The organism is Klebsiella sp. HMSC16C06 (assembly GCF_001808325.1).
Classification (GTDB): Bacteria; Pseudomonadota; Gammaproteobacteria; order Enterobacterales; family Enterobacteriaceae; genus Klebsiella; species Klebsiella variicola.
On record NZ_KV792994.1, the window covers coordinates 295758 to 320320 of the forward strand.

Sequence of the window (24563 nt, forward strand, 5' to 3'; positions counted from 1 at the left end):
TAACCCCCGGAGCCTTTTGTGTCCTCATTGCCGGTTGCCGCCGTCCTCCCAGAACTGTTATCCGCCCTGCAGCACGCGCCGCAGGTTTTGCTCAACGCGCCGACCGGCGCCGGGAAATCGACCTGGCTGCCGCTGCAGATCCTCGCCGAGGGCAACATCGCGGGACGCATTATCCTGCTGGAGCCGAGGCGCCTGGCGGCGCGTAATGTCGCGCAGCGGCTGGCTGAACTGCTTGGCGAAAAGCCGGGGGAGACCGTGGGTTACCGCATGCGCGCCGAAACCTGCGTCGGGCCGCAGACCCGCCTGGAGGTGGTCACGGAGGGGATCCTGACGCGCATGATCCAGCGCGATCCGGAGCTGGCGGGCGTGGGGCTGGTGATCCTCGATGAGTTTCACGAGCGTAGCCTGCAGGCGGATCTGGCGCTGGCCTTGCTGCTCGACGTCCAGCAGGGATTGCGTGACGATCTCAAGCTGCTGATCATGTCGGCGACCCTCGATAACGATCGCCTGCAGCGTCTGCTGCCTGAGGCGCCAGTGGTGGTCTCGGAGGGGCGCGCTTATCCGGTGGAGCGCCGTTTCAACCCGCTTCCCACGCACCAGCGCTTTGATGAGGCGGTGGCGGTGGCGGCAGCGGAGCTGTTGCGACATGAACAGGGATCGATGCTGCTGTTTCTGCCTGGCGTCGGTGAGATCCAGCGCGTTCAGGAACAGCTGACGGAGCGCGTGGCGGAGGATGTCATCCTCTGCCCGCTGTACGGCGCGCTGCCCCTAAGCGAGCAGCGCAAAGCGATCCTCCCGGCGCCGGCCGGGAAGCGCAAAGTGGTGCTGGCCACCAATATCGCCGAGACCAGTCTGACCATCGAGGGGATCCGCCTGGTGGTCGACAGTGCCCAGGAGCGGGTCGCCCGCTTTGACCCGCGCACCGGCCTGACCCGGCTGGTGACGCAGCGCGTCAGCCAGGCATCGATGACGCAGCGTGCCGGACGCGCCGGTCGTCTCTCTCCGGGGATCTGCCTGCATTTGCTCGGCAAAGAACAGGCGGAACGGGCGGCGGCGCAGAGCGAACCGGAGATCCTGCACAGCGATCTGTCGGCGCTACTGCTGGAGCTGCTGCAGTGGGGCTGCCACGATCCGGCCGCGCTGGCCTGGCTGGATCAGCCGCCCGCGGTGAACCTGGCCGCCGCGCGCCGCCTGCTGGAGGCGCTCTCGGCGCTGGACGGCGAGCGGCTGTCGGCGTTTGGCCGCAAAATGGCGACCCTCGGCAACGAGCCCCGGCTGGCGGCGATGCTGGCCGCCGCGCAGACCGATGACGAGGCGGCGACGGCGGCCAGGCTGGCGGCGATCCTTGAGGAGCCTCCGCGCGGCGGGCTGGTGGATTTGGGCGCCGTCTTTTCCCGTCAGCAGACCAACTGGCAGCAGCGGGCGCAGCAGCTGATGAAGCGTCTGGCCCGCCGCGGCGGCCAGCCCGATGCCGAAGGAATGGCGGAGTTGCTGGCGTCGGCCTTCGCCGATCGCATCGCCCGCCGCCGCGGTCAGGAGGGGCGCTACCAGCTGGCGAACGGCATGGGCGCGATGTTGGACGCCGACGACGCGCTGGGCCGCCATGAGTGGCTGATCGCTCCGCTGCTGCTGCAGGGCAGCGCCTCGCCGGATGCCCGCATGCTGTTGGCTCTGCCAGTGGATATCGGCGAGCTGATCGCCGCCCGTCCCGAGCTGGCGCAGCGTTCCGACACGGTGGAGTGGGATGAAGCGCAGGGGACGCTGAAAGCCTGGCGGCGGACGGTGATAGGCCAGTTGGTGATCAAGACCCAGCCGCTGGCGAAGCCCTCTGAGGCGGAGCTGCATCAGGCGATGCTCAACGGTATTCGTGAGAAAGGCCTCGGTGTGCTCAACTGGACGCCAGAGGCTGAGCAGCTGCGACTGCGGCTGCAGTGTGCGGCGCAGTGGTTGCCGGAAGAGGCGTGGCCCGCGGTGGATGACGCTTCGCTGTTGGCCTCGCTGGAGGCATGGCTGCTGCCGCAGATGAACGGCGTTCACTCGCTGCGGGCGCTGAAGGCACTGGATCTGCGTCAGGCGCTACAGGACTGGCTGCCGTGGCCGCTGCGCCAGAAGCTGGATCGCGAGCTGCCGACGCACTATACCGTGCCGACCGGCAGCCGTCTGGCGATCCGTTACCATGCGGAGAACCCGCCAGCGCTGGCGGTACGTATGCAGGAGATGTTCGGCGAGGCCACGACGCCGGTTATCGCCGAGGGGCGGGTGCCGCTGGTGCTGGAGCTGCTGTCGCCCGCCCAGCGTCCGCTGCAGATCACCCGCGATCTGAGCGCCTTCTGGCAGGGAAGCTACCGCGAGGTGCAAAAAGAGATGAAGGGACGCTACCCGAAACACGTCTGGCCGGACGATCCGGCCAACACCGCCCCGACCCGGCGCAGCAAAAAATATTCGTAGTCGTCTGGCCGGGCGGTATCCTGCCCGGCCAGGCGGGCAGTAACCGCTAGACCATCTGCTGCCAGAGAAAAATGCCCCCTCCGGCCAGCGCCAGCCAGGGGCCGAAGGCCAGCGGCTGCTGCAGCGACTGCCGGGTCCACAGGCGCTGCAGCAGGGTCCACACCAGCCCGCAGGCCGAGGCGAGCAACAGCACCTGCGGCAGAACCTGCCAGCCGCACCAGGCGCCCAGCGCCGCCAGCAGCTTAAAATCGCCATAGCCCAGCGCCTCTTTCCCGGTCAGCAGGCGGAACAGCCAGTAGACCGACCACAGCGCCAGATAACCGGCCATCGCCCCGGCGACCGCGTCCGGCAGGGCAATGTACACCTCGTTAAGATTGAACAGCAGCCCGGCCCACAGCAGGGGCAGCGTCAGACGGTCGGGCAACAGCTGGGTCCGGGCGTCAATCCGCGCCAGCATCAGCAGGAACGAGAGCAGCAGCAGGCCGCCCGCCAGCGGCAGGCCCGGCGCGAGCAGCGCCCCGGCGAGGATAAACAGCAGGCCGGTGGCCAGCTCGGTCAGCGGATAGCTCCACGCGATGGGCGCCTGACAGCAGCGGGCGCGACGGCCCAGCCAGAGGAAACTGAGCAGCGGGATATTGTCCCGCCAGGCGATCGGCTGGCGGCACTGCGGGCAGGAGGAGCCCGGGGTGCTGAGGGTTATCCGCTCGTCGTCCGCGGTCTGGGTCAACATGCGCGGCAGACGATAGATCACCACGTTGTAAAAGCTGCCCAGCGCCAGGCCGAACAGCAGCAGGAAGCCATACCAGACAAGGGGAAAGTGCAGCGATAATGCCGTTAATATCGTCATTTTTGCTCCTGGGGTAACCATTTTCCCTGAATCTGCCACGGTGTGCGACCCGGCTCGTTTTTAGAGGCGGGGCGCGTCACCAGCAGCGCCAACAGCGGCGGCATTCCCTGCCGGGGCTGTAGCGTACCGCGAAACAGATAGCGGCCATCGGGCGACAGGGTCCCCTGGCCGCTGAGGCTCAGCTGATGAGAATCCTGGCGGAGGGTCAGCGCCACGGCTCCGTCCGCCGTACAGCGGAAGGTGCCATTAACCTGGGCCAGCTCCAGGCTGCCGACCGGGGAGTGCAGTCGGGCCTGACGCCACTGCGCGCCTCCGGCGGTGATTTGTCGGCAGCGCCCCTCGCTGAAGTGCGCTTCGGCCAGGCTGAAAGTGACCTCTCCCTCGGCGCTGACGGGCATGGTCGACATCAGCCAGCGGCTGAGCAGGCTGGCGGGGGCGGTGAGCCGCCCCTCCTGCAGGCGCAGATCGCGCAGGCCCCACAGCCGGGCCTGACCCTCCACACCGCGGGGATCGCTGAGAGAGACCTGCCAGCCAGCCAGGGTCAGCGACCACGCCAGTCGTTCAAGCCGTTCGCCATGCCAGTAGACCGGTTGCGCCGCGCCGCGCCAGACGCTGCCGCTGAGGCTGCCCACCTGTACGCCGGGCGGCAGCATCGGGACCAGCAGGCGCGCCGGGGCGGTAGCGGTGAGCCACAGCAGATAGAGCGCCAGCAGCAGCGCCACCGCGATCCCTTTAGCTTTCATCGTCGCGCTCCAGCAGCAGATGGTTGACCATAACCCAGCCGGGCCGCGACGGCTGCCCGGTCACGGACAGGGAGACCGCGTTGACGCCACGCATCGCCGGGGCGTCGAGCCACGCCATCAGTGCCTGGAAGGTGCAGGGCTGGAGGGTGACCTGCAGACGTTTTCCCTGCGGCTGCAGGCGGGCGACGGCCAGCCCGTGGCTCGCCGCCTCGCGCATCACCAGGGCGGTGAGCGCCTCTTTTGCCGTCGGCGTGGGCTGCTGGCTGAGCTGCTGCAGGCGCGGGCTCTGCTGCGTCATCCAGCGCAGGCTGGCCTGCTCTTTCATCAGGGTTTGTCGCCACTGCGCCTCACGGGCTCGCCAGGGCTGCCACAATCCGTACCAGAGGGCGCATACCACCAGCAGCCCCGCGAGTCCGAGCAGCAGGCGTTGCTCGGACGGCGTGCGCTGCCGCCACCAGATAAGCAGATTAGCCATTGTTTTCCTCCAGCGTCAGTTGTCCCTCAATGCCATCCGGTTTCGTGGTCATGTCGCCTGGCCGGACGCGAAACCGCGGCTGCGCCCGCTGGGTGAACTGCTCCAGCGCCCGGGAAGAGACCGCGGCGATATCCAGCTGCAGACGGTTGCCCGCGGCATCCCAGCTCAGCGTCCGCAGGCGGATCCCCGGCGTGTCGCTGAGGATGTTTTGCAGCGCGCTGAGGCGATCGACGAGGGGGGCATGCTGCGCCTGACGGGCGAGGGTTTGCAGGTGTTGCTGCATCTGCAGTCGCGGATTAATCACCTTTTTCTCCGTCGGAAACCAGCGGTGATAGAAAGCCCGGCTGGCCTGCTGCGCCGCCTCGGCCTGACGCGCCAGATCGAGATGGTCCAGCACGCTGTTTGTCCCCACCAGTAACGCCAGAGCCAGTGCGGCATATTGCGCCGAACGCCAGGTCGCCTGTGCAGGCCGCCGCCGACGGACGGCAAACTCCCCCTGCAGCAGACTGAGCTGCTGCGTTGCCGGATAGCGTGCGGCAAGGGTCAGCAATGTCTGCGCAGGTTGCGCCCGCCAGACGCCCGGCGCCGCGGGCGGCGGTGAATAGCTGTCGATGACTGGTTCTTCCGCCTCGCTCTGCAGCAGCTCCGTCAGCCAGACGTTTTCCGCCGCCATGCCGCCCCACGGCTGGTGGCGGATCAGCCACTGCTCGTCCACCTGCACCGCGCTCCACGCTGGCGGATGCCAGGGCAGGGCCAGCACGTCGGGCGTCAACGCCAGGGGCCGAAGGGAGAGCGACTCGCAGCGGGCCAGCCAGTCGCGCATTTTCTGCCGCTGTACGGCGACGATCTCGCACTGCGCCTGCTGGCGGTGGAGCAGGGCAAAATGGGTGGCTTCGACATCGTCGGCCAGCTGCTCTTCCAGCAGGAATGGGGCGACCTGCAGCGGCGGTTTACGCAAGCCCGCCGGCAGGGTGAGCGAGTGAAACGCGCAGTCGCTGGCCGGGATCAGCACCCAGGCGGGGTAGTGCGCCGCCAGCGCCGGGAAAGGGCTGGCGTCGTCAGCCGGCCACCGGCCGCTGGCCTCGTGGTGCGGCTCGCCGGGGGCGAAGAGTTGCCAGTGCAGCGGCGCCAGCCCGGGGGCGAAGCGCACGATCAGCATGGCCTGGGGAGAAGCGTTAAACTTATTCATCGACCACCATAGAAAGTCCATATCGCCGCTGGACGACGGTAAACGTGCGCCCCTCCTGTTGCAGGACGCTGTGCAGCTGAAAGCGAAGATTGCCGGTCGCCACGGTAAAGGCGGCGATAAAGCGCGTGCTGTGCACCGTCAGCCAGGGGCGGGCAAGCGTGGTATCGGTTTTCTGCAGCGTCGGCTGCGCGAGAAACGCAGCGACGCTGCTCCACCCGGTTCGCGGGCGGTTGTGCAGCAGTTGTTGCGCCTCCTGCAGCGTCAGCTCGCCGGGAAATAGGGCCACCAGCAGGGGGGCCTGGGAGGGCCGCAGGGTGTTGACATTGACCTGCAGCGCGTCATCCGGCTGGGCGCAGACGAAGGGGAGCAGGCGCTGATAGAGGGCGGCGTCCATACCCGCCAGCAGGCGCAGCTCGCTGACATCCTGCATCGGCTGGTTGGCGGCGAGATAGCCCAGGGTTTGCGCCATATAGACCTCATCCTCTGCTCCGTTCAGCCGCGGCTGGCCGTCGCTGTCCGTCCAGTCGCCAAGGGCGGCGGCGATCTGGCTGGCGCGCAGCGGCGATTCGCCGAGCAGCGCCAACAGCCGGACGAAGACGTCGGTCGGGTAGGGCGTTCCGCCGCTGGTTTCATCCGCGCGATGGTTGATGGCATTGAGGTTAAAGCAGGCGTGCCCGTCGCGGATCGTGGCGAGGATTTCGCCATCGTCGAGGGTAAAGCGGCGCCCCTCCTGCGCCCAGCTTTGCGCCAGGTTCGTTTGACTGGGTGAGTCCAGCGCGTCGCGTTGCAGGAGCGCGGCGGCCATGTTTTCCGCCGCCAGGGCGTACCATCTGGCCTGCAGATTATCGAGGGTCACGGCGGTATGCTGATACATGACCGCGGTGCGTTCGGTCATGGCGCTGGCGAGGATCATCATCAGGGCGAGGATGAACAGCACCATCAGGAGCGCGACGCCGCGTTGCCGATTTTTCACTGGCTGCCTCCCGGGGTGAGTAAAAACAGGCGGGTGATCTCCCCGCTGTTCGCCAGCGTCAGGGTGATCTCCAGCCCCTGCGGCAGCGTCTGCGAGCGATCCCAGGTCTCCTGCCAGCGTCCGTCGGCGTAGAACCGCAGGCGAAACGCCGTCACCTCGCGCAATACCACCCGAACCGTCGGCTGGCTGCCGGTCAGCGGATCCTGCAGATCGAAGCTCAGTCGCTCAAGCTGTTGCTGGCGCAGACGGTAGCTGACGTTCTGGATCTCCGAACGCGGGAGGATCCCCAGCGGGTTCGGCCAGCCGCTGCGGCTGAAGGCCAGCCCCCAGTCGTCGCTCTGCAACTGGAAACGTCCGGCGAAGAAAAGCGTGTCGCTGTTTCTGGCGCGACGGGGAATGATGTGCGTGACATCGTCGGCGATCTGGCGAAAGGCGCGCTGGAGGGCGGCGATCTGCTGGCTCTTCTCGCGGGTCAGGCCATCGGCGCGGATGACGTTCTGCAGCACCATCACGGCGGCGGCGCTAAGGACGGCGAGGATAGCCAGCGCCAGCAACGTTTCAATCAGGGTGAAACCGCGCATTTTCGTTATCATGGCGGCGTCACCCAGGTGCGCAGGGTCGCCAGCGGCGCGGGATCGCTTTTTTGCCGCCGGACCTCCACGTCCAGCGCCCGCAGCTGCGGAAGCGCGGTTTCCACCCCTTGCCAGCGGACAAACCAGCGCGTTCCGGCGGCTTCCACGGTGGTTTCGGACCAGCTGAGGGCGGGCCAGCGTTTCTCCAGCCGCAGCTGCACCAGCTGATTATCCGCCAGCCAGCTGGCGAGGATTTTCTCTTCCATACGCCCAAGCTGGCGCGTCTGCTGCAGGGTGGACTGCATCACCGCCAGACCGGCGAGGGCGAAAATCACCAGCGCGACCATCACTTCGATAAGCGTCATCCCGGCCTGGCGTTTCATGGCTGCTCCCGCGCCGCCAGCGGCTGGCTGTCACCCTGGGCGTCGATGGTGATGCCCGTCGCGGCGTCAATCCGCAGCTGAAACGGTGTGACTTCGCCGCCTGGGAAGATCAGCACGTCGGGCTGCTCGCCTGGCGTCCACGCCTGGCCGTCGGGAAAGCGCAGCGTCAGCCTGGTCCGGGGGAGGGTTTCCGCCGTGGTGACGCGTCCGGCCTGCAGCGGCAGCCACTGCGCGTTGCCCCAGCGGTCATCAGCCGCCGCCGGAGCGTCTTCGTCGGCAGGCTGCAGGCGCATAAACTGCCAGCGGTCAGGGTGGATGACGATCCCGAAGAGCTGACCGGTTTGCTGCCCGCGCTCGCGGACAAAATCCAGCTGCGCCTGAAAGCGCGCCAGGATCTGCGTAGCCTCCTGGGTGCGGGCGGAGGGAAACGCCAGCAGCACCATGCTGGCGCTGACGCCAATCAGCAGCAGGACCAGCATCATCTCAAGGAGCGTGAAACCGCGCTGAGACACTATTTCTTCCCGAGGGTCCAGTTGCCGATGTCGTCATTGGTGTCGGGCATCCCGTCCGGGCCGACGCTGAAGACGTCGATGGCGCCATGCTGACCCGGGCTTAACAGCTGATACTCATTTCCCCACGGGTCCTGCGGCAGGCGGCGGATATAGCCGCCTTCCGGGTAGTTGCGGGCGTGCGGCTCGGCGGCCGGGGCGGTCACCAGCGCCTGCAGTCCCTGCTCGGTGTTGGGGTAGCGGCTGTTGTCCAGTTTATACATATCCAGCGCCCCCTCGAGCGCCACCAGATCGCTGACGACTTTCTGGCGGTCCGCTTTCTCCTTGTTGCCCATCAGGTTGGGCACCACCAGGCTGGCGAGAATGCCGAGAATGACGATCACCACCATAATTTCCAGTAACGTGAAACCGCGTTGCCGTTGCATAGTTTTCTCCATTAATACAGTTACATACTCATAAGGGTGTTCAGTTGCAGGATCGGCTGCAGGATGGCCAGCACGATAAACAGCACCATGCCGGCCATGGTGACCACCAGCAGGGGTTCAAACAGACTGAGGGCCATCTGGATCTGCGCGCTCAGCTCCCGGTCCTGGTTCTCCGCCGCGCGCTCCAGCATCGCGGTCAACTCGCCGCTCTGCTCGCCGCTGGCGATCATGTAGCGCATCATCGGCGGGAACAGGGCGGTGGATTCCAGCGCCCGATGCAGACTGACGCCTTCGCGTACCGATTCGCTGGCCGCCGCCAGCTGGCTGCGCGCCCAGGCGTTGCTGAGGACGCCGGCGCTGATGCGCATCGACAGCAGCAGCGGCACCGCGCTGGCATTGAGAATGCTTAAGGTGCGGGCGTAGCGTGCGCTGTTCACGCTGCGGGCCACGCGGCCGATGACCGGCAGGCGCAGCAGCATCCGGTCCCAGGCGAGCCGCCGGGCGGGCTGGCGCAACAGATAACGCAGCGTCAGCAGCGCCAGTAGCGACAGCAGCACCAGCCAGGGCCCCGCGCTGCGCACGATATCGCTCAGGCTCATCAGCAGCCGGGTGGAGAACGGCAGGGCCTGTTTCAGATGAACAAACTGCTCAACGACTTTTGGGACCACAGTGGAGAGCAGAATGGCGATCACGCTGATGGCGACCAGCGTCAGCACGATGGGATAGATCATCGCCTGCAGCAGGCGGGCGCGAAGCTGCTGGCGCTGCTCGGTATAGTCCGCCAGCCGGTTCAGCACGCCGTCGAGATGGCCGGAGGTTTCGCCGGCCGCCACCATGGCGCAGAACAGCCCGTCGAAGCAGGCGGGATAGCCGCGCATCGCCTCCGCCAGCGAATGGCCTTCGAGTACTTTGCTGCGCACCCCGGCCATTAACGTTCTTAGCGGCGCCTTTTCGCACTGCTGGGCGACGGCATCGAGCGCTTTTTCCAGCGGGATCCCGGCGGCAACCAGGGTGGCCAGCTGGCGGGTGAGCAGGGCTAAATCACCGGCGCTGGTGCGCCGGGTGAGGGATCCGCCGCGCCACAGCCGGCGCGCCGGGTCGGCGGCGGTCACTTCCAGCGCCAGCCAGCCGTTGTCCCGCAGCAGCTGGCGGGCGTGGCGGGCGGAGTCGGCCTGCTGAACGCCGCGGCGGGTTTTGCCCTGCGGGTCCAGTGCCTGATAGCGAAACAGGGCCATCTCAGACGCTTTCCGTCGTTTGCTGTTCGGTGACTCGCATCACCTCTTCCCAGCTGGTGATCCCCGCCAGCGCTTTGTCGCGTCCGGCATGGCGCAGGGTTTGCCAGGCTGGCCCCAGCTGCTGGATCAGGGTGATCTCATTCTCGCCGCGGTGGATGGCGGCGCGGATGCGGTCGTCAACCAGCAGCAGTTCATGAATACCGGTGCGTCCGCGATAGCCGATGAAATTACACTCCGGACAGCCTTTGGGCTGCCACAGCCGCGCGCCGACCGGGACCGCCATCTGCCGGGCGGTGTCGGCATCCGCCTGCGTGGGCTGACGGCAGTGCGGGCAAAGTTGGCGCACCAGCCGCTGCGACATCACCGCCAGCAGCGACGTGGAGAGTAAAAAAGGCTCCACGCCCATATCCTGCAGACGGGAAATGGCGCCCAGCGCGCTGTTGGTGTGCAGGGTCGACAGCACCAGGTGTCCGGTCAGCGAGGCCTGGACGGCGATCTGGGCGGTTTCGCCATCGCGGATTTCCCCCACCAGTACCACATCCGGATCCTGGCGCAGTATGGCGCGCAGGCCGCGGGCGAAAGTCATATCGACTTTGGCGTTGACCTGAGTCTGGCCGATGCCCTCCAGCTCATACTCCACCGGATCTTCAATGGTCATGATATTGCGTTCGTGGGCGTCGAGGCGGCTGAGGGCGGCATACAGGGTAGTGCTTTTCCCCGACCCGGTCGGCCCGGTGACCAGAATAATGCCGTGTGGCCGGGCGATCAGCGCGTCGACCCGATCGAGCAGAGCGGGGGGCATGCCCAGCGTCAGCAGATCCAGGTTGACGCTGTTTTTGTCCAGCAGGCGCAGGACGACGCGTTCGCCGTGGCTGGAGGGCAGGGTGGAGACGCGCACGTCGATCGCCCGCCCGCCGATGCGCAGCGCCATCCGCCCATCCTGAGGGATCCGTTTTTCAGCAATATCCAGGCTGGCCATCACCTTGATACGCGAAATTAACAGCGCGGCCAGCCGCCGCTGCGGGCGCAGAATTTCGCGCAGCACGCCGTCGACGCGAAAGCGGATCTGCAGATGGCGCTCATAGGTTTCGATATGAATATCCGAGGCTTTCTCTTTGATGGCCTCGGTGAGCATGGCGTTGATCAGGCGGATGATCGGCGCGTCGTCCTCGCTGTCGAGCAGATCGTCGCTGTCCGGTAGCTCTTCGGCGAGGGTATAGAGGTCGAGCTCATTGCCGATATCGGCCATCATGCGGTGCGCTTCCGCCGAGTCGCGCTGATAGCTGAGCACCAGCACTTTCTCGAACGCGTCCGGCGCCAGACGGCTGACGCTCATCGGGCCGTCCGCCAGGCGACGCGCTTCCAGCAGCGCCCGGGCGGCGGTATCGGGGCGGCACAGCGCTTCGCAGCGTTCGCCGTCGCTGAGCAGCACAAGATGATGCGCGCGGGCCCAGGCAAAGGGCAACAGCGGACGGCGTTCGGCGACTGGCGTCATGGGCGGCCTCCGAGGTTAAAGGCGTCAATGGCGGCGCTGACCTGGCGGAAGGCCTGGGTCTCCTGCTTTGGATAGATGTGCAGCAGGTCGTTGCTGAGCGTCGCTTCGCTGCTGTCTTTGCCCCGCTGTTTGGTTTGCGCATTGTCGAATGCGGTGTACTGGCCGGAAGAGGCCTGACGGTACTCATCACGATCGCGAATGATGGTCGGACGGATAAACAGCATCAGGTTGCGTTTCGACACTTTCTTGCTCTCGGAGCGGAACAGGGCGCCGATCACCGGGATGTCGCCGAGCAGCGGCACTTTGTCGGCGGTATCGGTGACGCTTTTATCCAGCAGCCCGCCAACCACCACCGTTTCACCGCTGCCGACCAGCACGGCGTTATTCACCGTCCGGGTATTGAAGGTCGCGCCGAGATCGCTACTGGTGCTGGAGGCCGAGTCGGCGACGCTCGATACCTCCTGCTCAATCTCCAGCAGCACGGCATCGCCTTCGTTAATCTGCGGTTTCACCTTCAGCTTAATGCCGACGGTTTTGCGCTCGACGGTATTAAAGATGTTGTCGCCGGAGGTGGTTTGCGAGCCGGTTAATACCGGAACTTCCTGGCCGACGTTAAAGGTGGCTTGCATGTTGTCGAGGGTGACGATGCTGGGGGTGGCCAGAATATCGTTCTTGGTACTGCTGGAGAGGGCGGTGAGCAGCATCGCCCAGTTCCCCTGATAGAAGCCGGCGGCGATACCGTTAAACGAGCCCAGAGCGCTGGCCAGCGAGCTGCTGACGGTACCGTCTTTGTTGTATTGGTTGGCGCCAGCGATAACCGTGGAGATCGGCAGCCCGCTGTTGGTGAACTGGGTCATGCCGGCATTTTTATTGGCCCACTGGATACCGAGGTTGAGGCCGTCGGCATCCTGCACTTCGGCGATAATCGCCTCCACCAGCACCTGCGGGCGGCGGATATCGAGCTGGGCGATCACTCGCTCAAGATCGTTCATCACGTCCGGCGCCGCGGTGACGATCAGGGCGTTGGTCTGGCCGTGGGCTTTGATAATGATATTTTTGTCGATCGCGGCCACCGGTTTGGCGCTTTGCTTATCGTTCTGCAGTGAGCTGCTGATCCCGGTGAGGACCTCCACCAGATCGGCGGCTTTGGCGTACTTCAGGTAGATCACTTTGGTGTTGCCCTGCACCGCCTGCTGGCGGTCGAGCTGTTTGATCATGGCGATAATGCGCTGGCGCGAGTTCGGCTCGCCGCTGACCAGTACCGCGTTGGTGCGCTCATCGGCCACCACGTTCGCCACCATCGAGCCCGGCAGTGCCGACTTGCTGCTGTCTTTATTGAGCTCGGTAACCAGTTTGACCACCTCCGCGGCGGAGGCCCAGGAGAGGGGAACGGTCACCACGCTGCGATCCCCGGCGTTGTCGACGCGCTCGACAATGGTCAGCAGGCGTTTGATGACCGCTGCGCGGCCGGTCATCAGCAATACGTTGGAGGGCTCATAATGGACCACGCTGCCGGCGCCGGCGTTATCGTTCAGCTGGCGAAGCAGCGGGGCGAGATCGCGGGCGGCGACGTTGGTCAGGGGCACCACCCGGGTGACCACTTCATCGCCTTCGCCCGGTGCTGCCTCGCTGGCGACCGGGACGGCCGAGGTTTTCGCATCTTTAGCACGCACCACCTTCAGTACGCCGTTATTCATATTGATCACGGCGAAGCCATACACATCCAGCACGCTAAGGAAGAATTGATAATATTGCTCTTCATTGAGCATATCGTAACTGCGTACGGTAATGGTGCCGCGCACGCTGGGATCGATAATCACCGTTTTATTCAGGTTTTTGCTGACGGTATTGATAAATTCCTGGATATCGGTGCCTTTAAAGCTGGCGGAAAATTCTTCTGCGATGGCCGGACGAAATAGCAGCGGCGTTAATATCAGCAGCACAGTCAGCATTTTCCGCAGTCGTTTTATGGTTGGCAATTATTCATCCCCCAGCGCGAAAGCGATATCGTGTCGTTGACCTTCTCGCTCAACGGTCAGCGTTATTTCGGTCTGTTCATTCAGATGTTGCAGCGCCTGCTGTGCTTGCGCCTGATCGCGTAAATCAATGCCATTTAGGGCAATGGCTAAATCATTTTCCTGCAGGCCGGACTGACGAAATAGCGAGGCGTCTTTGCCTGGATTAAGGCGATAGCCCTGCAGTTTGTCGCCACTGAGCACCGGCGAAATAGATAAATAAGTGAGGATATTTTGCGGCTGTTCGCGGAGTTGCTTCACAAGAGGCGGAGTGGCCGCTGTAGCGGGCGATGACGACGGCGCGCGGGTATCGTTAAATAACAAAATAGCCTCTTTGCGTCCCTGATAGTTAACGATGATCCGGTCGGGAAGAATGGCGACGATCCGCGCATCATACCCCGGGATAGTATCGCCGGCGCTAAGGCTAACCTGCTGATTTCCTTTTTCTATAATGGCGATGGATCGTGCCGGGTTACTGCTGGCGAGCAGACCCGTAAGGCGTAGTTTCAGGCTGGAAACCGGCACCTGATTGAGGTGGGTTGCATCCGTTGGCGCGGGGTTGTTTTTTGCCGCCAGACCAAACAGGGTAAATACAGGCCGTTCGGTTTTTAATTCCGACTCCGCCATTGGAGAAGCGGTTAATGGCAGGGCGGAAATATCATCAGGACTCACAGGGAATACCACGCGCCAGGTTAATTTCGCCAGCTGGGGGATAGCGGTTATTAATATGATGAGCGTCACAATTTGTGGTAATAATTTAATTATCCCTTTATTTATATTTGTTAACCCCATCACAGAAACTGGCATTTTAATTCCTTTACTAATTTATTTTTCTGCACGTTGGCGTAATACCCTACCGAAACAGGTAGGTGATTATTGGCTTTTGAATTATTTATTGCCGGAGAGTGGCGATAAGCTTGGCGAATCATAATCAGTTTGCGGTTTCGGGTCGTCATTCCCTTTATTGATTTACTCCCCCGGCTTCCTACGCCCCCCTCTCATTTGTGGGGGATGATTGCGCCCCGGAAAGCAAAAATATCTAATTAGCGCGCTGTAAAGATATTCATCCTTTCTTACCTTTTATAATTTAATAAGCATATTAGGGACTATCGAATGCTCAGATATACCTGTCATGCCCTATTTCTTGGATCGTTAGTATTATTGAGTGGCTGTGATAACAGCTCTTCCTCTTCACCCTCTGGCTCACCGGGTTCACCAGGCAATCCTGGCAACCCAGGCACGCCCGGTACGCCCGACCCGCAGGATGTGGTCGTCCGCTTACCGGACGTTGCCGTCCCTGGCGAAGCGGCGCAGGCTTCCGCCAACCAGGCTGTCATTCACCTTGTCGATATCGCCGGCATCACCAGCAGCACGCCGGCCGACTATGCGACTAAAAACCTCTATCTATGGAATAACGAAACCTGTGATGCGCTGAGCGCGCCGGTGGCGGACTGGAATGATGTCAGCACTACGCCGACCGGCAGCGACAAATATGGCCCTTACTGGGTGATCCCGCTGACTAAAGAGAGCGGATGTATCAACGTTATCGTCCGCGATGGCACCAATAAGCTTATCGACAGCGACCTGCGCGTCTCTTTTGGCGATTTCACCGATCGCACGGTATCGGTCATCGCTGGCAACAGCGCGGTCTATGACTCCCGCGCCGACGCCTTCCGCGCCGCCTTTGGCGTGGCGCTGGCCGATGCGCACTGGGTCGATAAAACCACCCTGCTGTGGCCGGGCGGCGAAAATAAACCCATTGTGCGCCTCTATTACAGCCACAGCAGTAAGGTGGCCGCCGACAGTAACGGCGAATTTACCGATAAATATGTCAAGCTGACCCCCACTACTGTCAGCCAGCAGGTGAGCATGCGCTTCCCGCATCTCGCCAGCTATCCTGCCTTTAAGCTGCCGGATGATGTCAACGTCGATGAATTGCTGCAGGGCGAGACGGTGGCGATATCCGCCGAAAGCGACGGGATCCTTAGCTCCGCCACCCAGGTGCAGACCGCCGGCGTGCTGGACGATACCTATGCCGCTGCCGCCGAGGCGCTGAGCTATGGCGCCCAGCTAACTGATAGCGGCGTGACCTTCCGCGTCTGGGCGCCCACGGCGCAGCAGGTTGAGCTGGTGGTCTACAGCGCCGACAAGAAGGTGGTGGCCAGCCATCCGATGACCCGCGACAGCGCCTCCGGCGCCTGGTCCTGGCAGGGCGGGAGCGACCTGAAGGGCGCGTTCTACCGCTACGCGATGACCGTCTACCACCCGCAGTCGCGTAAAGTCGAGCAGTACGAAGTGACCGATCCCTACGCCCATAGTTTGTCGACCAACTCGGAGTACAGCCAGGTGGTCGATCTTAACGACAGCGCGCTGAAGCCGGAAGGCTGGGACGGGCTGACGATGCCGCACGCGCAGAAAACCAAAGCCGACCTGGCGAAAATGACGATCCACGAGTCGCATATTCGCGATCTCTCTGCCTGGGATCAAACCGTTCCCGCCGAACTGCGCGGTAAGTATCTGGCGCTCACCGCCCAGGAGAGCAATATGGTCCAGCATCTGAAACAGCTGTCGGCCTCGGGAGTGACCCATATTGAGCTGCTGCCGGTCTTCGATCTGGCGACGGTCAATGAGTTCAGCGACAAAGTCGCCGATATTCAGCAGCCGTTCAGTCGCCTGTGCGAGATCAACAGCGCGGTGAAGAGCAGCGAGTTCGCGGGCTATTGCGACAGCGGTTCGACGGTCGAAGAGGTGCTGACCCAGCTGAAGCAGAACGACAGCAAGGATAACCCGCAGGTGCAGGCGTTGAATACGCTGGTGGCGCAGACCGACTCCTATAACTGGGGCTACGATCCGTTCCACTACACGGTGCCGGAAGGATCCTACGCCACCGATCCGGAAGGCACGGCGCGCATTAAAGAGTTCCGCACCATGATTCAGGCGATCAAGCAGGATCTGGGAATGAACGTCATTATGGACGTGGTGTACAACCACACCAACGCCGCCGGCCCGACCGACCGCACCTCGGTGCTGGATAAGATCGTCCCCTGGTACTATCAGCGCCTGAATGAAACCACCGGCAGCGTGGAATCGGCCACCTGTTGCTCCGACTCGGCGCCAGAGCACCGGATGTTCGCCAAGCTTATCGCCGATTCACTGGCGGTATGGACCACCGATTATAAGATCGATGGCTTCCGCTTCGACCTGATGGGCTATCATCCGAAAGCGCAGATCCTCTCGGCCTGGGAGCGCATTAAAGCGCTGAACCCGGACATTTATTTCTTTGGTGAAGGTTGGGATTCCAACCAGAGCGATCGCTTTGAAATTGCCTCGCAAATCAATCTGAAAGGCACCGGGATCGGCACGTTCTCCGATCGTCTGCGCGACGCCGTGCGCGGTGGCGGGCCGTTCGATTCCGGCGATGCATTGCGCCAGAATCAGGGGGTGGGCAGCGGCGCCGGCGTTCAGCCAAATGAGCTGACCAGCATGACCGACGATCAGGCGCGCCACCTCGCCGATCTGACCCGTCTGGGCATGGCCGGTAACCTCGCGGACTTCGTGCTGATCGACAAAGACGGCGCGGTGAAGAAAGGCAGCGAGATTGACTATAACGGCGCGCCTGGCGGCTATGCGGCTGACCCGACGGAAGTCGTGAATTATGTGTCAAAACACGACAACCAAACGCTGTGGGACATGATCAGCTATAAAGCTGCTCAGGAGGCGGATCTCGATACCCGCGTCCGGATGCAGGCGGTGTCGCTGGCGACGGTGATGCTCGGCCAGGGGATCGCCTTTGACCAGCAGGGCTCAGAGCTGCTGCGCTCTAAATCTTTTACCCGCGATTCGTATGATTCCGGTGACTGGTTTAACCGCGTGGATTACTCCCTGCAGGACAACAACTACAACGTGGGTATGCCGCGCAGCAGCGATGATGGCAGCAACTATGACATTATCGCCCGGGTGAAAGACGCGGTGGCTACTCCGGGTGAAACGGAGCTCAAGCAGATGACCGCGTTTTATCAGGAGCTGACCGCGCTGCGTAAATCCTCTCCGCTGTTTACCCTCGGTGACGGCGCGACGGTGATGAAGCGCGTGGACTTCCGCAACACCGGCGCCGATCAGCAGACGGGTCTGCTGGTGATGACCATCGATGATGGGATGCAGGCTGGCGCCAGTCTGGACAGCCGTGTCGACGGCATCGTGGTGGCGATCAACGCCGCACCGGAAAGCCGGACGCTGCAGGACTTCGCCGGCACATCGCTGCAGCTGAGCGCCATCCAGCAGGCGGCAGGCGACCGTTCGCTGGCGAGCGGCGTGCAGGTTGCCGCTGACGGCTCGGTCACGCTGCCGGCCTGGTCGGTAGCGGTCCTCGAGCTGCCACAGGGGGAATCGCAGGGCGCTGGCCTGCCGGTGAGCAGTAAATAACATAACGTGGGGCGCCCGTAAGGGCGCCTCTGGCTGATGACAAACCTGTTTCGTTATTGTGCTCGCCTTTCTGCCGGGTGGCGGCTTTCGCCTTACCCGGCCTACGAAAGACTGCAATATCAAACAGTTATGCAGTTATCTGTCGGCCCGCACTAGCGTAGCGCCGCCGGGCAATCTCTGAAGAATGCACTTTGTCAGCAGTCTGGGGCGCCCGTAAGGGCGCCTTCTCTGCACCGTGAGGGAACAGGAGACGGTTGTGATTGTTCGTGATGATAGTGAAAGAGGCATCCCGCCTCTGGTGGCGCATCAGCCGCCGTCCGCGCAGGCAGACGCGCCGGTGAGCCGCGGTCGGATGGTGCAGATCCCCGGCTGGATTATCCCGCTGTACGCCGGATTATTTATCGCGCTCGGCTGGTTTGGCGGCGAGCAGTGGCGCCATCCGTCACCGCCGCAAACGCTGCCTCTGCCGGTGGCTCATGCGGCGCTTTTGCCGTTAACCGCCGCCGGGGAGACCGCGCCAAAAAACCCGCCGTCGGCGGTAAAACCCAGCGCGCCAGCGGCGCCGGTAGTGGACAGCGATACGCTGCCGCCCCTGCGCTACAGCGCCCATGTCTACGCCTCGCTACCGGAAAAGCGCAGCATTGTGTTAAACGGCAAAGCGTGGTCGGAGGGTGATTCCCCGCTGCCCAATCTGGTGGTGGAGCAGATCCAGCAGGATGTGACGATCTTTAGCTTCAACGGCACAACATTTACCCTGGCGGCGCTGGATGACTGGCCCGGCGGGAAAATTGACGAAGAGCCGAAAGGGGAATAAGGGCTACGCGCAATAAAATGCGCGTTGAGAATATTTTGTTTAGTCGCTGCGCAAGCTGGCAATAAAGGGAGCGAGCTGGCGATTAAATTGACTACACTGTGTGGCTTCCGGAGTGCTGTCCTGCAAAAGTTGTTGATAAAGCCGGTCGCTATTTTGGCTTAACGTCGCCACGTCAATATTTCCCCACCCGCGCGCTTTGCCGACATTCACCGCTGCCCGATATATCGTTTCATCGGCGGGCAGATCGCTACGATTACATTTATTCTTGAGATAGCGCGTCCCGGCTGCTACCGACGAGAGCTGCTCCAGCTGCGCCTGGCTGCTGATGGCCGGGCTGAGCGTTGAGGCGGGTTTCTGTTGGCAGCCAGAGAGCACGGCGACCACGCAAAGCGAAAATATAAGCGGAATGCGCATAGTAAAGTAATCAAAATAATGAATCACTGGCCGCTAGTTTAACAAAGATTTTCCTGGTGTCATCATAAAATATTATTCTGCATAAATGTTAACAGGCTCTCATTTTTATTGGCAGAAACTCGATTAATTCCCTTTACTTCTCTCAATAATAAATGTTGTCGTCCGGGAAATATATTTTCGGTGTGAGGCGATGCCGCCGCATTTGGCATCAGGGCGAGCGTCATTTTTTATGTTATTAAAAAACATACTCTTTCCCATCTTGTTACGTGCGCAGGCGGTAAAATGCTGGTTAAGAATGTCGCATTTTAGTGCTATCCTGTATGCCCTGAACATTACGTGCTATGTTCTGACCATTTCTGCTGATGATGCGTTTAACATAATGATTTTATGGTGAATTTTTATTGTTAATATCATGTAAAACGAAGCAAACCAACCTCATGAAAGGCTGGCGGCATGTCCTGCCTGCCAGCAGGTTGTCGTCCGAAGGATAAGCAGCCTGGACGTTAATTTGAGAGATTTCTTCTTCCTCTGTGCAGGGGAAGTATTGAGAATCAGGCCCTTGCGCCTGAACGTTGCGGAGAAAAAGCATGGCGGGAGATGACCGCGAGCCTATCGGACGTAAGGGGAGACCCTCACGTCCGACAAAACAAAAAGTTACCCGTCGCCGGGTCCGGGAAGAGGACTACGACGACGAGTATGATGACGATGATTATGAGGATGAGAAACCGGTGCCGAGAAAAGGAAAAGGCAACGGTGGCAAACCTCGTCGTAAGCGCCGCTGGCTGTGGCTGCTGGTCAAGCTGGGGATTGTCTTCGCGGTGCTGATTGCCGCCTATGGCGTCTACCTCGATCAGAAAATCCGCAGCCGCATTGACGGTAAAGTCTGGGAGCTGCCGGCCGCGGTTTATGGCCGGATGGTGAATCTTGAGCCGGATATGCAGATCAGCAAAAACGAGATGGTGCGTCTGCTGAACGCCACCCAGTATCGTCAGGTCAGCGCGATGACGCGCCCGGGCGAATACACCGTGCAGGCCAACAGCATCGAGATGATCCGTCGTCCGTTCGATTTCCCGGACAGTAAAGAAGGGCAGGTGCGCGCGCGTCTGACCTTCGATGGCGACCATCTGGAGACCATCGAGAATATGGATAATAACCGCCAGTTCGGTTTCTTCCGTCTCGATCCGCGTCTTATTACCATGCTGCAGTCGCCGAACGGTGAGCAGCGCCTGTTCGTGAAGCGCAGTGGCTTCCCGGATCTGCTGGTGGATACGCTGCTGGCGACCGAAGACCGCCACTTCTACGAGCACGATGGTATCAGCCTGTATTCCATCGGCCGCGCGGTGCTGGCGAACCTGACGGCAGGTCGTACGGTGCAGGGGGCGAGTACCCTGACCCAGCAGCTGGTGAAAAACCTGTTCCTCTCCAGCGAGCGCTCCTACTGGCGTAAAGCCAACGAAGCGTATATGGCGCTGATCGTCGATGCCCGCTACAGCAAGGATCGCATCCTTGAGCTGTATATGAACGAGGTGTACCTCGGCCAGAGCGGCGATAATGAAATTCGCGGCTTCCCGCTGGCCAGCCTGTACTACTTTGGCCGTCCGGTGGAAGAGCTGAGCCTCGATCAGCAGGCGCTGCTGGTGGGGATGGTGAAAGGGGCGTCGGTGTATAACCCGTGGCGCAACCCGAAACTGGCCCTTGAGCGACGCAATCTGGTGCTGCGTCTGCTGCAGCAGCAGCAGGTTATCGACCAGGAGCTGTACGATATGCTGAGCGCGCGTCCGCTGGGCGTGCAGCCGCGCGGCGGGGTGATTTCACCTCAGCCGGCCTTTATGCAGATGGTTCGTCAGGAGCTGCAGGCGAAGCTGGGCGATAAAGTGAAAGATCTCTCCGGCGTGAAGATCTTCACCACCTTCGACTCGGTGGCGCAGGATGCGGCGGAAAAAGCGGCTACTGAAGGGATCCCGGTACTGAAGAAACAGCGCAAGCTGGCAGATCTGGAAACCGCCATGGTGGTGGTGGACCGCTTTACCGGTGAAGTGCGGGCGATGGTCGGCGGCGCGGAGCCGCAGTTCGCCGGCTACAACCGCGCGATGCAGGCCCGCCGGTCGATTGGTTCTCTGGCCAAGCCGGCGACCTATCTGACCGCGCTGAGCCAGCCCAATCAGTATCGCCTGAACACCTGGATCGCCGATGCGCCGGTGACCATTCGCCTGTCCAACGGCCAGACGTGGTCCCCGCAGAACGACGATCGTCGCTTCAGCGGCCAGGTGATGCTGGTGGATGCCTTGACCCGCTCGATGAACGTCCCGACGGTTAACCTCGGGATGGCGCTGGGCTTGCCGGCGGTCGTCGATACCTGGACTAAACTGGGGGCGCCGAAGAATCAGCTCAACGCGGTGCCGGCGATGCTGCTGGGTGCGCTGAACCTGACGCCGATTGAAGTGGCGCAGGCCTTCCAGACGATTGCCAGCGGCGGCAACCGTGCGCCGCTGTCCGCCCTGCGGTCAGTGATTGCGGAAGATGGCACGGTGCTCTACCAGAGCTACCCGCAGGCGGAACGCGCCGTGCCTGCCCAGGCGGCCTACATGACGCTGTGGACCATGCAGCAGGTGGTGCAGCGCGGCACGGGGCGTCAGCTGGGCGCGAAGTATCCGGGCCTGCATCTGGCGGGAAAAACCGGGACCACCAACAATAACGTCGATACCTGGTTCGCCGGCATCGACGGTAGCCAGGTGACCATCACCTGGGTGGGCCGCGACAACAACCAGCCGACCAAACTGTACGGCGCCAGCGGCGCGATGTCGATTTACCAGCGCTATCTGGCGAACCAGACGCCGACGCCGCTGGCGTTGACGGCGCCGGAAGACGTGGTCGACATGGGCGTGGACAGCAACGGCAACCTCGTCTGCAGCGGTGGCGTCCGTTCGCTGCCGGTCTGGACGACGCAGCCGGATGCGCTGTGCCGCCAGGGCGAGATGATGCAGCAGCAGCAGTTGCAGCAGCAGGAAGCGAACAACCCGTTTAATCAGTCCGGGCAACAGCAGCCGCAGCAGCAACAGCAGCAGCAACAGCAGCAACAGCCGAAGCAGCAGGAGAAGAGCGACGGCGTCGCGGGCTGGATCAAGGATATGTTCGGCAGTAACTGATTTTGGCCGCACAACCCGACCCCTTAATACGAAAGTATTAAGGGGTTTTTTTATACCTGTAAAAAAGTTAACGCCTCTTTAACTCCATAATAACTATCTGGTTATTAATTCGGCCTCCGGTCTCGACAGGCTGGCATATCGCTTGCCTTGCCTTCGGCGTTTCGCCTATTATATCGCCCGTCATAATAATAATTATCGTTTACGTTATCATTCACTTTCATCAGAGATATACCCATGGCGCGTCCAAAAACTGCTCAGCCAAATCACTCGCTGCGTAAAATCGCAGTCGTAGTAGCCACGGCGGTTAGCGGCATGTCTGTCTATGCACAGGCTGCGGAACAACCGAAACAAGAAGAGACTATCACCGTCGTTGCGGCACCGGCCGCCCAGGAAAGCGCCTGGGGACCGGCGCCGACCATCGCGGCAAAACGCTCTGCCACGGCGACGAAAACCGATACCCCGATCGAAAAAACGCCGCAGTCTGTCTCGGTGGTCACGCGCCAGGAGATGGAGATGCGCCAGCCGACCACGGTAAAAGAGGCGCTCTCCTATACGCCGAGCGTCTTCTCCACCCGCGGTAGCTCGACCACCTATGATGTGGTCACCATCCGCGGTTTCACTACCTCGACGACCGTCAATACCAACCAGTATCTGGACGGCATGAAGCTGCAGGGAAATAACTACTCTGAAGTCTCCATGGACCCGTATTTCCTCGAGCGCGTGGAAGTGATGCGCGGGCCAACCTCGGTGCTGTACGGCAACAGCAACCCTGGCGGTATCGTCAGCATGGTCAGCAAACGCCCGACCACTGAGCCGCTGAAAGAAGTGCAGTTCAAGATGGGCACCGACAACCTGTGGCAGACCGGGTTTGACTTCAGCGACGCCATTGATGATGCCGGCGTCTGGTCCTATCGCCTGACCGGCCTGGGCCGCAGCCAGGATACCCAGCAGCAGATGGCGAAGTCTACCCGCTATGCGGTGGCGCCGTCCTTTAGCTGGCGCCCGGACGATAAAACCGACTTCACCTTCCTGAGCAACTTCCAGAATGACCCGGATGCGGGTTACTACGGCTGGCTGCCGCGCGAAGGCACCGTGGTGCCGTATTACGACGCCAACGGGAAGGCGCACAAGCTGCCGACTGATTTCAACGAAGGCGAGGCGGATAATAAGATCTCGCGCCGCCAGAAGATGGTGGGTTATAGCTTCTCCCATCAGTTTGATGACACCTTTACTGTGCGGCAGAACCTGCGCTATGCCGAGGTTGATACCTTGTATCGCTCGGTGTACGGGAATGGCTATGTCGCCCCGGGCTACATGAATCGCGCCTATGTGCGTTCTGATGAGCACCTGAACACCTTTACCGTCGATACCCAGCTGCAGTCTGCTTTCGCCACCGGCGCGGTCAGCCATACGCTGCTGACCGGCGTGGATTACTCGCGGATGCGCAACGATGTGGATGCCGACTACGGGACGGCGGATCCTATCAGCATGAGCAACCCGCAATACGGCAACCCGAATATTCAGGTCACTTTCCCGTACGCGGTCCTCAACCGAATGGAGCAGACGGGCCTGTACGCGCAGGATCAGATGGAGTGGGATAAGTGGGTCATGACCCTGGGCGGCCGTTACGATTACGCCACCACCTCAACGTTAACTCGCTCCAGCAACAGCCTGGCGGAGAATCACGACCAGCAGTTTACCTGGCGCGGCGGTATCAATTACCTGTTTGATAACGGCATCTCTCCGTACTTCAGCTACAGCGAATCCTTCGAGCCGGTATCGGGCTCCGGGCTTAACGGCCAGCCGTTCGATCCGTCGCGTGGCAAGCAGTATGAAGCTGGCGTGAAATATGTGCCGAAAGATATGCCAGTGGTGGTCACCGCCGCGGTCTATCAGCTGACCAAAGATAAGAACCTGACGGCGGATCCGGCTAACCAGGCGTTCAGCATCCAGACCGGCGAGATCCGCTCCCGCGGCCTTGAGCTGGAGGCGAAAGCGGCGGTGAACGCCAATATCAACGTCACCGCGGCCTACAGCTATACCGATGCGGAATACACTCACGATACGGTGTTCAACGGCAAGCGTCCGGCGGAAGTGCCGCGTAACATGGCGTCGCTGTGGGCGGATTACACCTTCCACGAAACCGCGCTCAGCGGTCTGACGGTCGGCGCCGGGGCGCGCTATATCGGTTCTACGGTCAGCTATTACAAAACTGACACCAGCACCGGTAACAAAAATGATGCCTTCAATGTGGCCGGTTATGCGCTGATGGATGCGACGGTCAAATACGATCTGGCGCGCTTTGGCCTGCCGGGCTCTTCGGTCGGCGTCAACGTCAACAACCTGTTTGACCGCGAATATGTCTCCAGCTGCTATAGCGAATACGCCTGCTACTGGGGTGCGGGACGTCAGGTTGTCGCGACCGCAACCTTCCGCTTCTAACTACTCACGGGCGCGG

20 protein-coding genes are annotated in these 24563 nt (G+C 61.9%); 5 read left to right on the forward strand and 15 right to left on the reverse strand.

The window, feature by feature from the left end:
• The first annotated feature begins 18 nt into the window (after positions 1 to 18).
• The gene (gene hrpB / locus HMPREF3142_RS09100; protein WP_032732528.1) at positions 19 to 2448 is read left to right on the forward strand and encodes an ATP-dependent helicase HrpB; all 2430 of its coding nucleotides are present in this window, start codon (positions 19 to 21) and stop codon (positions 2446 to 2448) included.
• Between the two features lie 46 nt (positions 2449 to 2494).
• Here the strand turns inward: hrpB and HMPREF3142_RS09105 are convergent, their stop codons facing one another.
• From HMPREF3142_RS09105 to HMPREF3142_RS29370, 14 genes are read right to left on the reverse strand one after another with little or no spacing between them, the layout of a single operon-like run.
• On the reverse strand, positions 2495 to 3295 hold the full coding sequence (locus tag HMPREF3142_RS09105; protein ID WP_023322076.1) for a prepilin peptidase: 801 nt from the start codon (positions 3293 to 3295) through the stop codon (positions 2495 to 2497).
• Complete coding sequence (locus HMPREF3142_RS09110; protein WP_070612007.1) at positions 3292 to 4038, reverse strand: type II secretion system protein N; 747 nt, start codon at positions 4036 to 4038, stop codon at positions 3292 to 3294. Before HMPREF3142_RS09110 ends, HMPREF3142_RS09105 begins: the two co-directional genes overlap by 4 nt.
• A complete protein-coding gene (locus HMPREF3142_RS09115; RefSeq protein WP_012968921.1) occupies positions 4028 to 4513 on the reverse strand; it encodes a type II secretion system protein M in 486 nt (161 codons plus the stop codon). Before HMPREF3142_RS09115 ends, HMPREF3142_RS09110 begins: the two co-directional genes overlap by 11 nt.
• Complete coding sequence (gspL, locus tag HMPREF3142_RS09120; protein ID WP_039102856.1) at positions 4506 to 5702, reverse strand: type II secretion system protein GspL; 1197 nt, start codon at positions 5700 to 5702, stop codon at positions 4506 to 4508. Before gspL ends, HMPREF3142_RS09115 begins: the two co-directional genes overlap by 8 nt.
• Entirely contained in the window at positions 5695 to 6675 is a 981-nt protein-coding gene (gspK, locus tag HMPREF3142_RS09125; protein WP_077264701.1) for a type II secretion system minor pseudopilin GspK, read from the reverse strand. Before gspK ends, gspL begins: the two co-directional genes overlap by 8 nt.
• Complete coding sequence (gspJ, locus tag HMPREF3142_RS09130; protein ID WP_032731630.1) at positions 6672 to 7268, reverse strand: type II secretion system minor pseudopilin GspJ; 597 nt, start codon at positions 7266 to 7268, stop codon at positions 6672 to 6674. Before gspJ ends, gspK begins: the two co-directional genes overlap by 4 nt.
• Positions 7265 to 7630 (reverse strand): type II secretion system minor pseudopilin GspI, encoded by a 366-nt coding sequence (gene gspI / locus HMPREF3142_RS09135; RefSeq protein ID WP_004894160.1) that lies wholly within the window; start codon positions 7628 to 7630, stop codon positions 7265 to 7267. Before gspI ends, gspJ begins: the two co-directional genes overlap by 4 nt.
• Entirely contained in the window at positions 7627 to 8142 is a 516-nt protein-coding gene (gene gspH, locus HMPREF3142_RS09140; RefSeq protein WP_008807378.1) for a type II secretion system minor pseudopilin GspH, read from the reverse strand. The genes gspI and gspH overlap by 4 nt, the downstream gene beginning before the upstream one ends.
• Entirely contained in the window at positions 8142 to 8564 is a 423-nt protein-coding gene (gene gspG, locus HMPREF3142_RS09145; RefSeq protein ID WP_002889054.1) for a type II secretion system major pseudopilin GspG, read from the reverse strand. The genes gspH and gspG overlap by 1 nt, the downstream gene beginning before the upstream one ends.
• A 20-nt stretch (positions 8565 to 8584) precedes the next feature.
• Entirely contained in the window at positions 8585 to 9799 is a 1215-nt protein-coding gene (gene gspF, locus HMPREF3142_RS09150) for a type II secretion system inner membrane protein GspF (protein WP_012968919.1), read from the reverse strand.
• A 1-nt stretch (position 9800) separates the two neighbouring features.
• Positions 9801 to 11294, reverse strand: coding sequence for a type II secretion system ATPase GspE (gene gspE / locus HMPREF3142_RS09155; protein WP_070612009.1), 1494 nt, complete (start codon positions 11292 to 11294; stop codon positions 9801 to 9803).
• The gene (gene pulD, locus HMPREF3142_RS09160; RefSeq protein ID WP_162493344.1) at positions 11291 to 13264 is read right to left on the reverse strand and encodes a GspD family T2SS secretin variant PulD; all 1974 of its coding nucleotides are present in this window, start codon (positions 13262 to 13264) and stop codon (positions 11291 to 11293) included. Before pulD ends, gspE begins: the two co-directional genes overlap by 4 nt.
• A 9-nt stretch (positions 13265 to 13273) precedes the next feature.
• A complete protein-coding gene (gspC, locus tag HMPREF3142_RS09165) occupies positions 13274 to 14116 on the reverse strand; it encodes a type II secretion system protein GspC (protein ID WP_070612011.1) in 843 nt (280 codons plus the stop codon).
• Positions 14101 to 14238 carry a hypothetical protein gene (locus HMPREF3142_RS29370; RefSeq protein WP_162542770.1) on the reverse strand — a complete coding sequence of 46 codons (138 nt, stop codon included), beginning with the start codon at positions 14236 to 14238 and terminating at the stop codon, positions 14101 to 14103. The genes gspC and HMPREF3142_RS29370 overlap by 16 nt, the downstream gene beginning before the upstream one ends.
• Before the next feature lie 184 nt (positions 14239 to 14422).
• Between HMPREF3142_RS29370 and pulA the strand changes: the two genes are divergently transcribed.
• Both pulA and gspB read left to right on the forward strand, forming a co-directional pair.
• Positions 14423 to 17731, forward strand: coding sequence for a pullulanase-type alpha-1,6-glucosidase (gene pulA, locus HMPREF3142_RS09170; protein WP_016160315.1), 3309 nt, complete (start codon positions 14423 to 14425; stop codon positions 17729 to 17731).
• A 256-nt stretch (positions 17732 to 17987) separates the two neighbouring features.
• A complete protein-coding gene (gene gspB / locus HMPREF3142_RS09175) occupies positions 17988 to 18545 on the forward strand; it encodes a type II secretion system assembly factor GspB (protein ID WP_012968916.1) in 558 nt (185 codons plus the stop codon).
• Between the two features lie 39 nt (positions 18546 to 18584).
• Here gspB and gspS read toward each other — a convergent pair whose 3' ends face one another.
• Positions 18585 to 18959, reverse strand: coding sequence for a type II secretion system pilot lipoprotein GspS (gene gspS / locus HMPREF3142_RS09180; protein WP_012968915.1), 375 nt, complete (start codon positions 18957 to 18959; stop codon positions 18585 to 18587).
• Positions 18960 to 19546: 587 nt separating this feature from the next.
• Here gspS and mrcB point away from each other — a divergent pair.
• Together mrcB and fhuA are read left to right on the forward strand one after the other, a co-directional pair.
• Positions 19547 to 22105 carry a bifunctional glycosyl transferase/transpeptidase gene (gene mrcB / locus HMPREF3142_RS09185; protein ID WP_016160318.1) on the forward strand — a complete coding sequence of 853 codons (2559 nt, stop codon included), beginning with the start codon at positions 19547 to 19549 and terminating at the stop codon, positions 22103 to 22105.
• A gap of 234 nt (positions 22106 to 22339) precedes the next feature.
• On the forward strand, positions 22340 to 24547 hold the full coding sequence (gene fhuA / locus HMPREF3142_RS09190; RefSeq protein ID WP_022065534.1) for a ferrichrome porin FhuA: 2208 nt from the start codon (positions 22340 to 22342) through the stop codon (positions 24545 to 24547).
• Positions 24548 to 24563 lie beyond the last annotated feature (16 nt).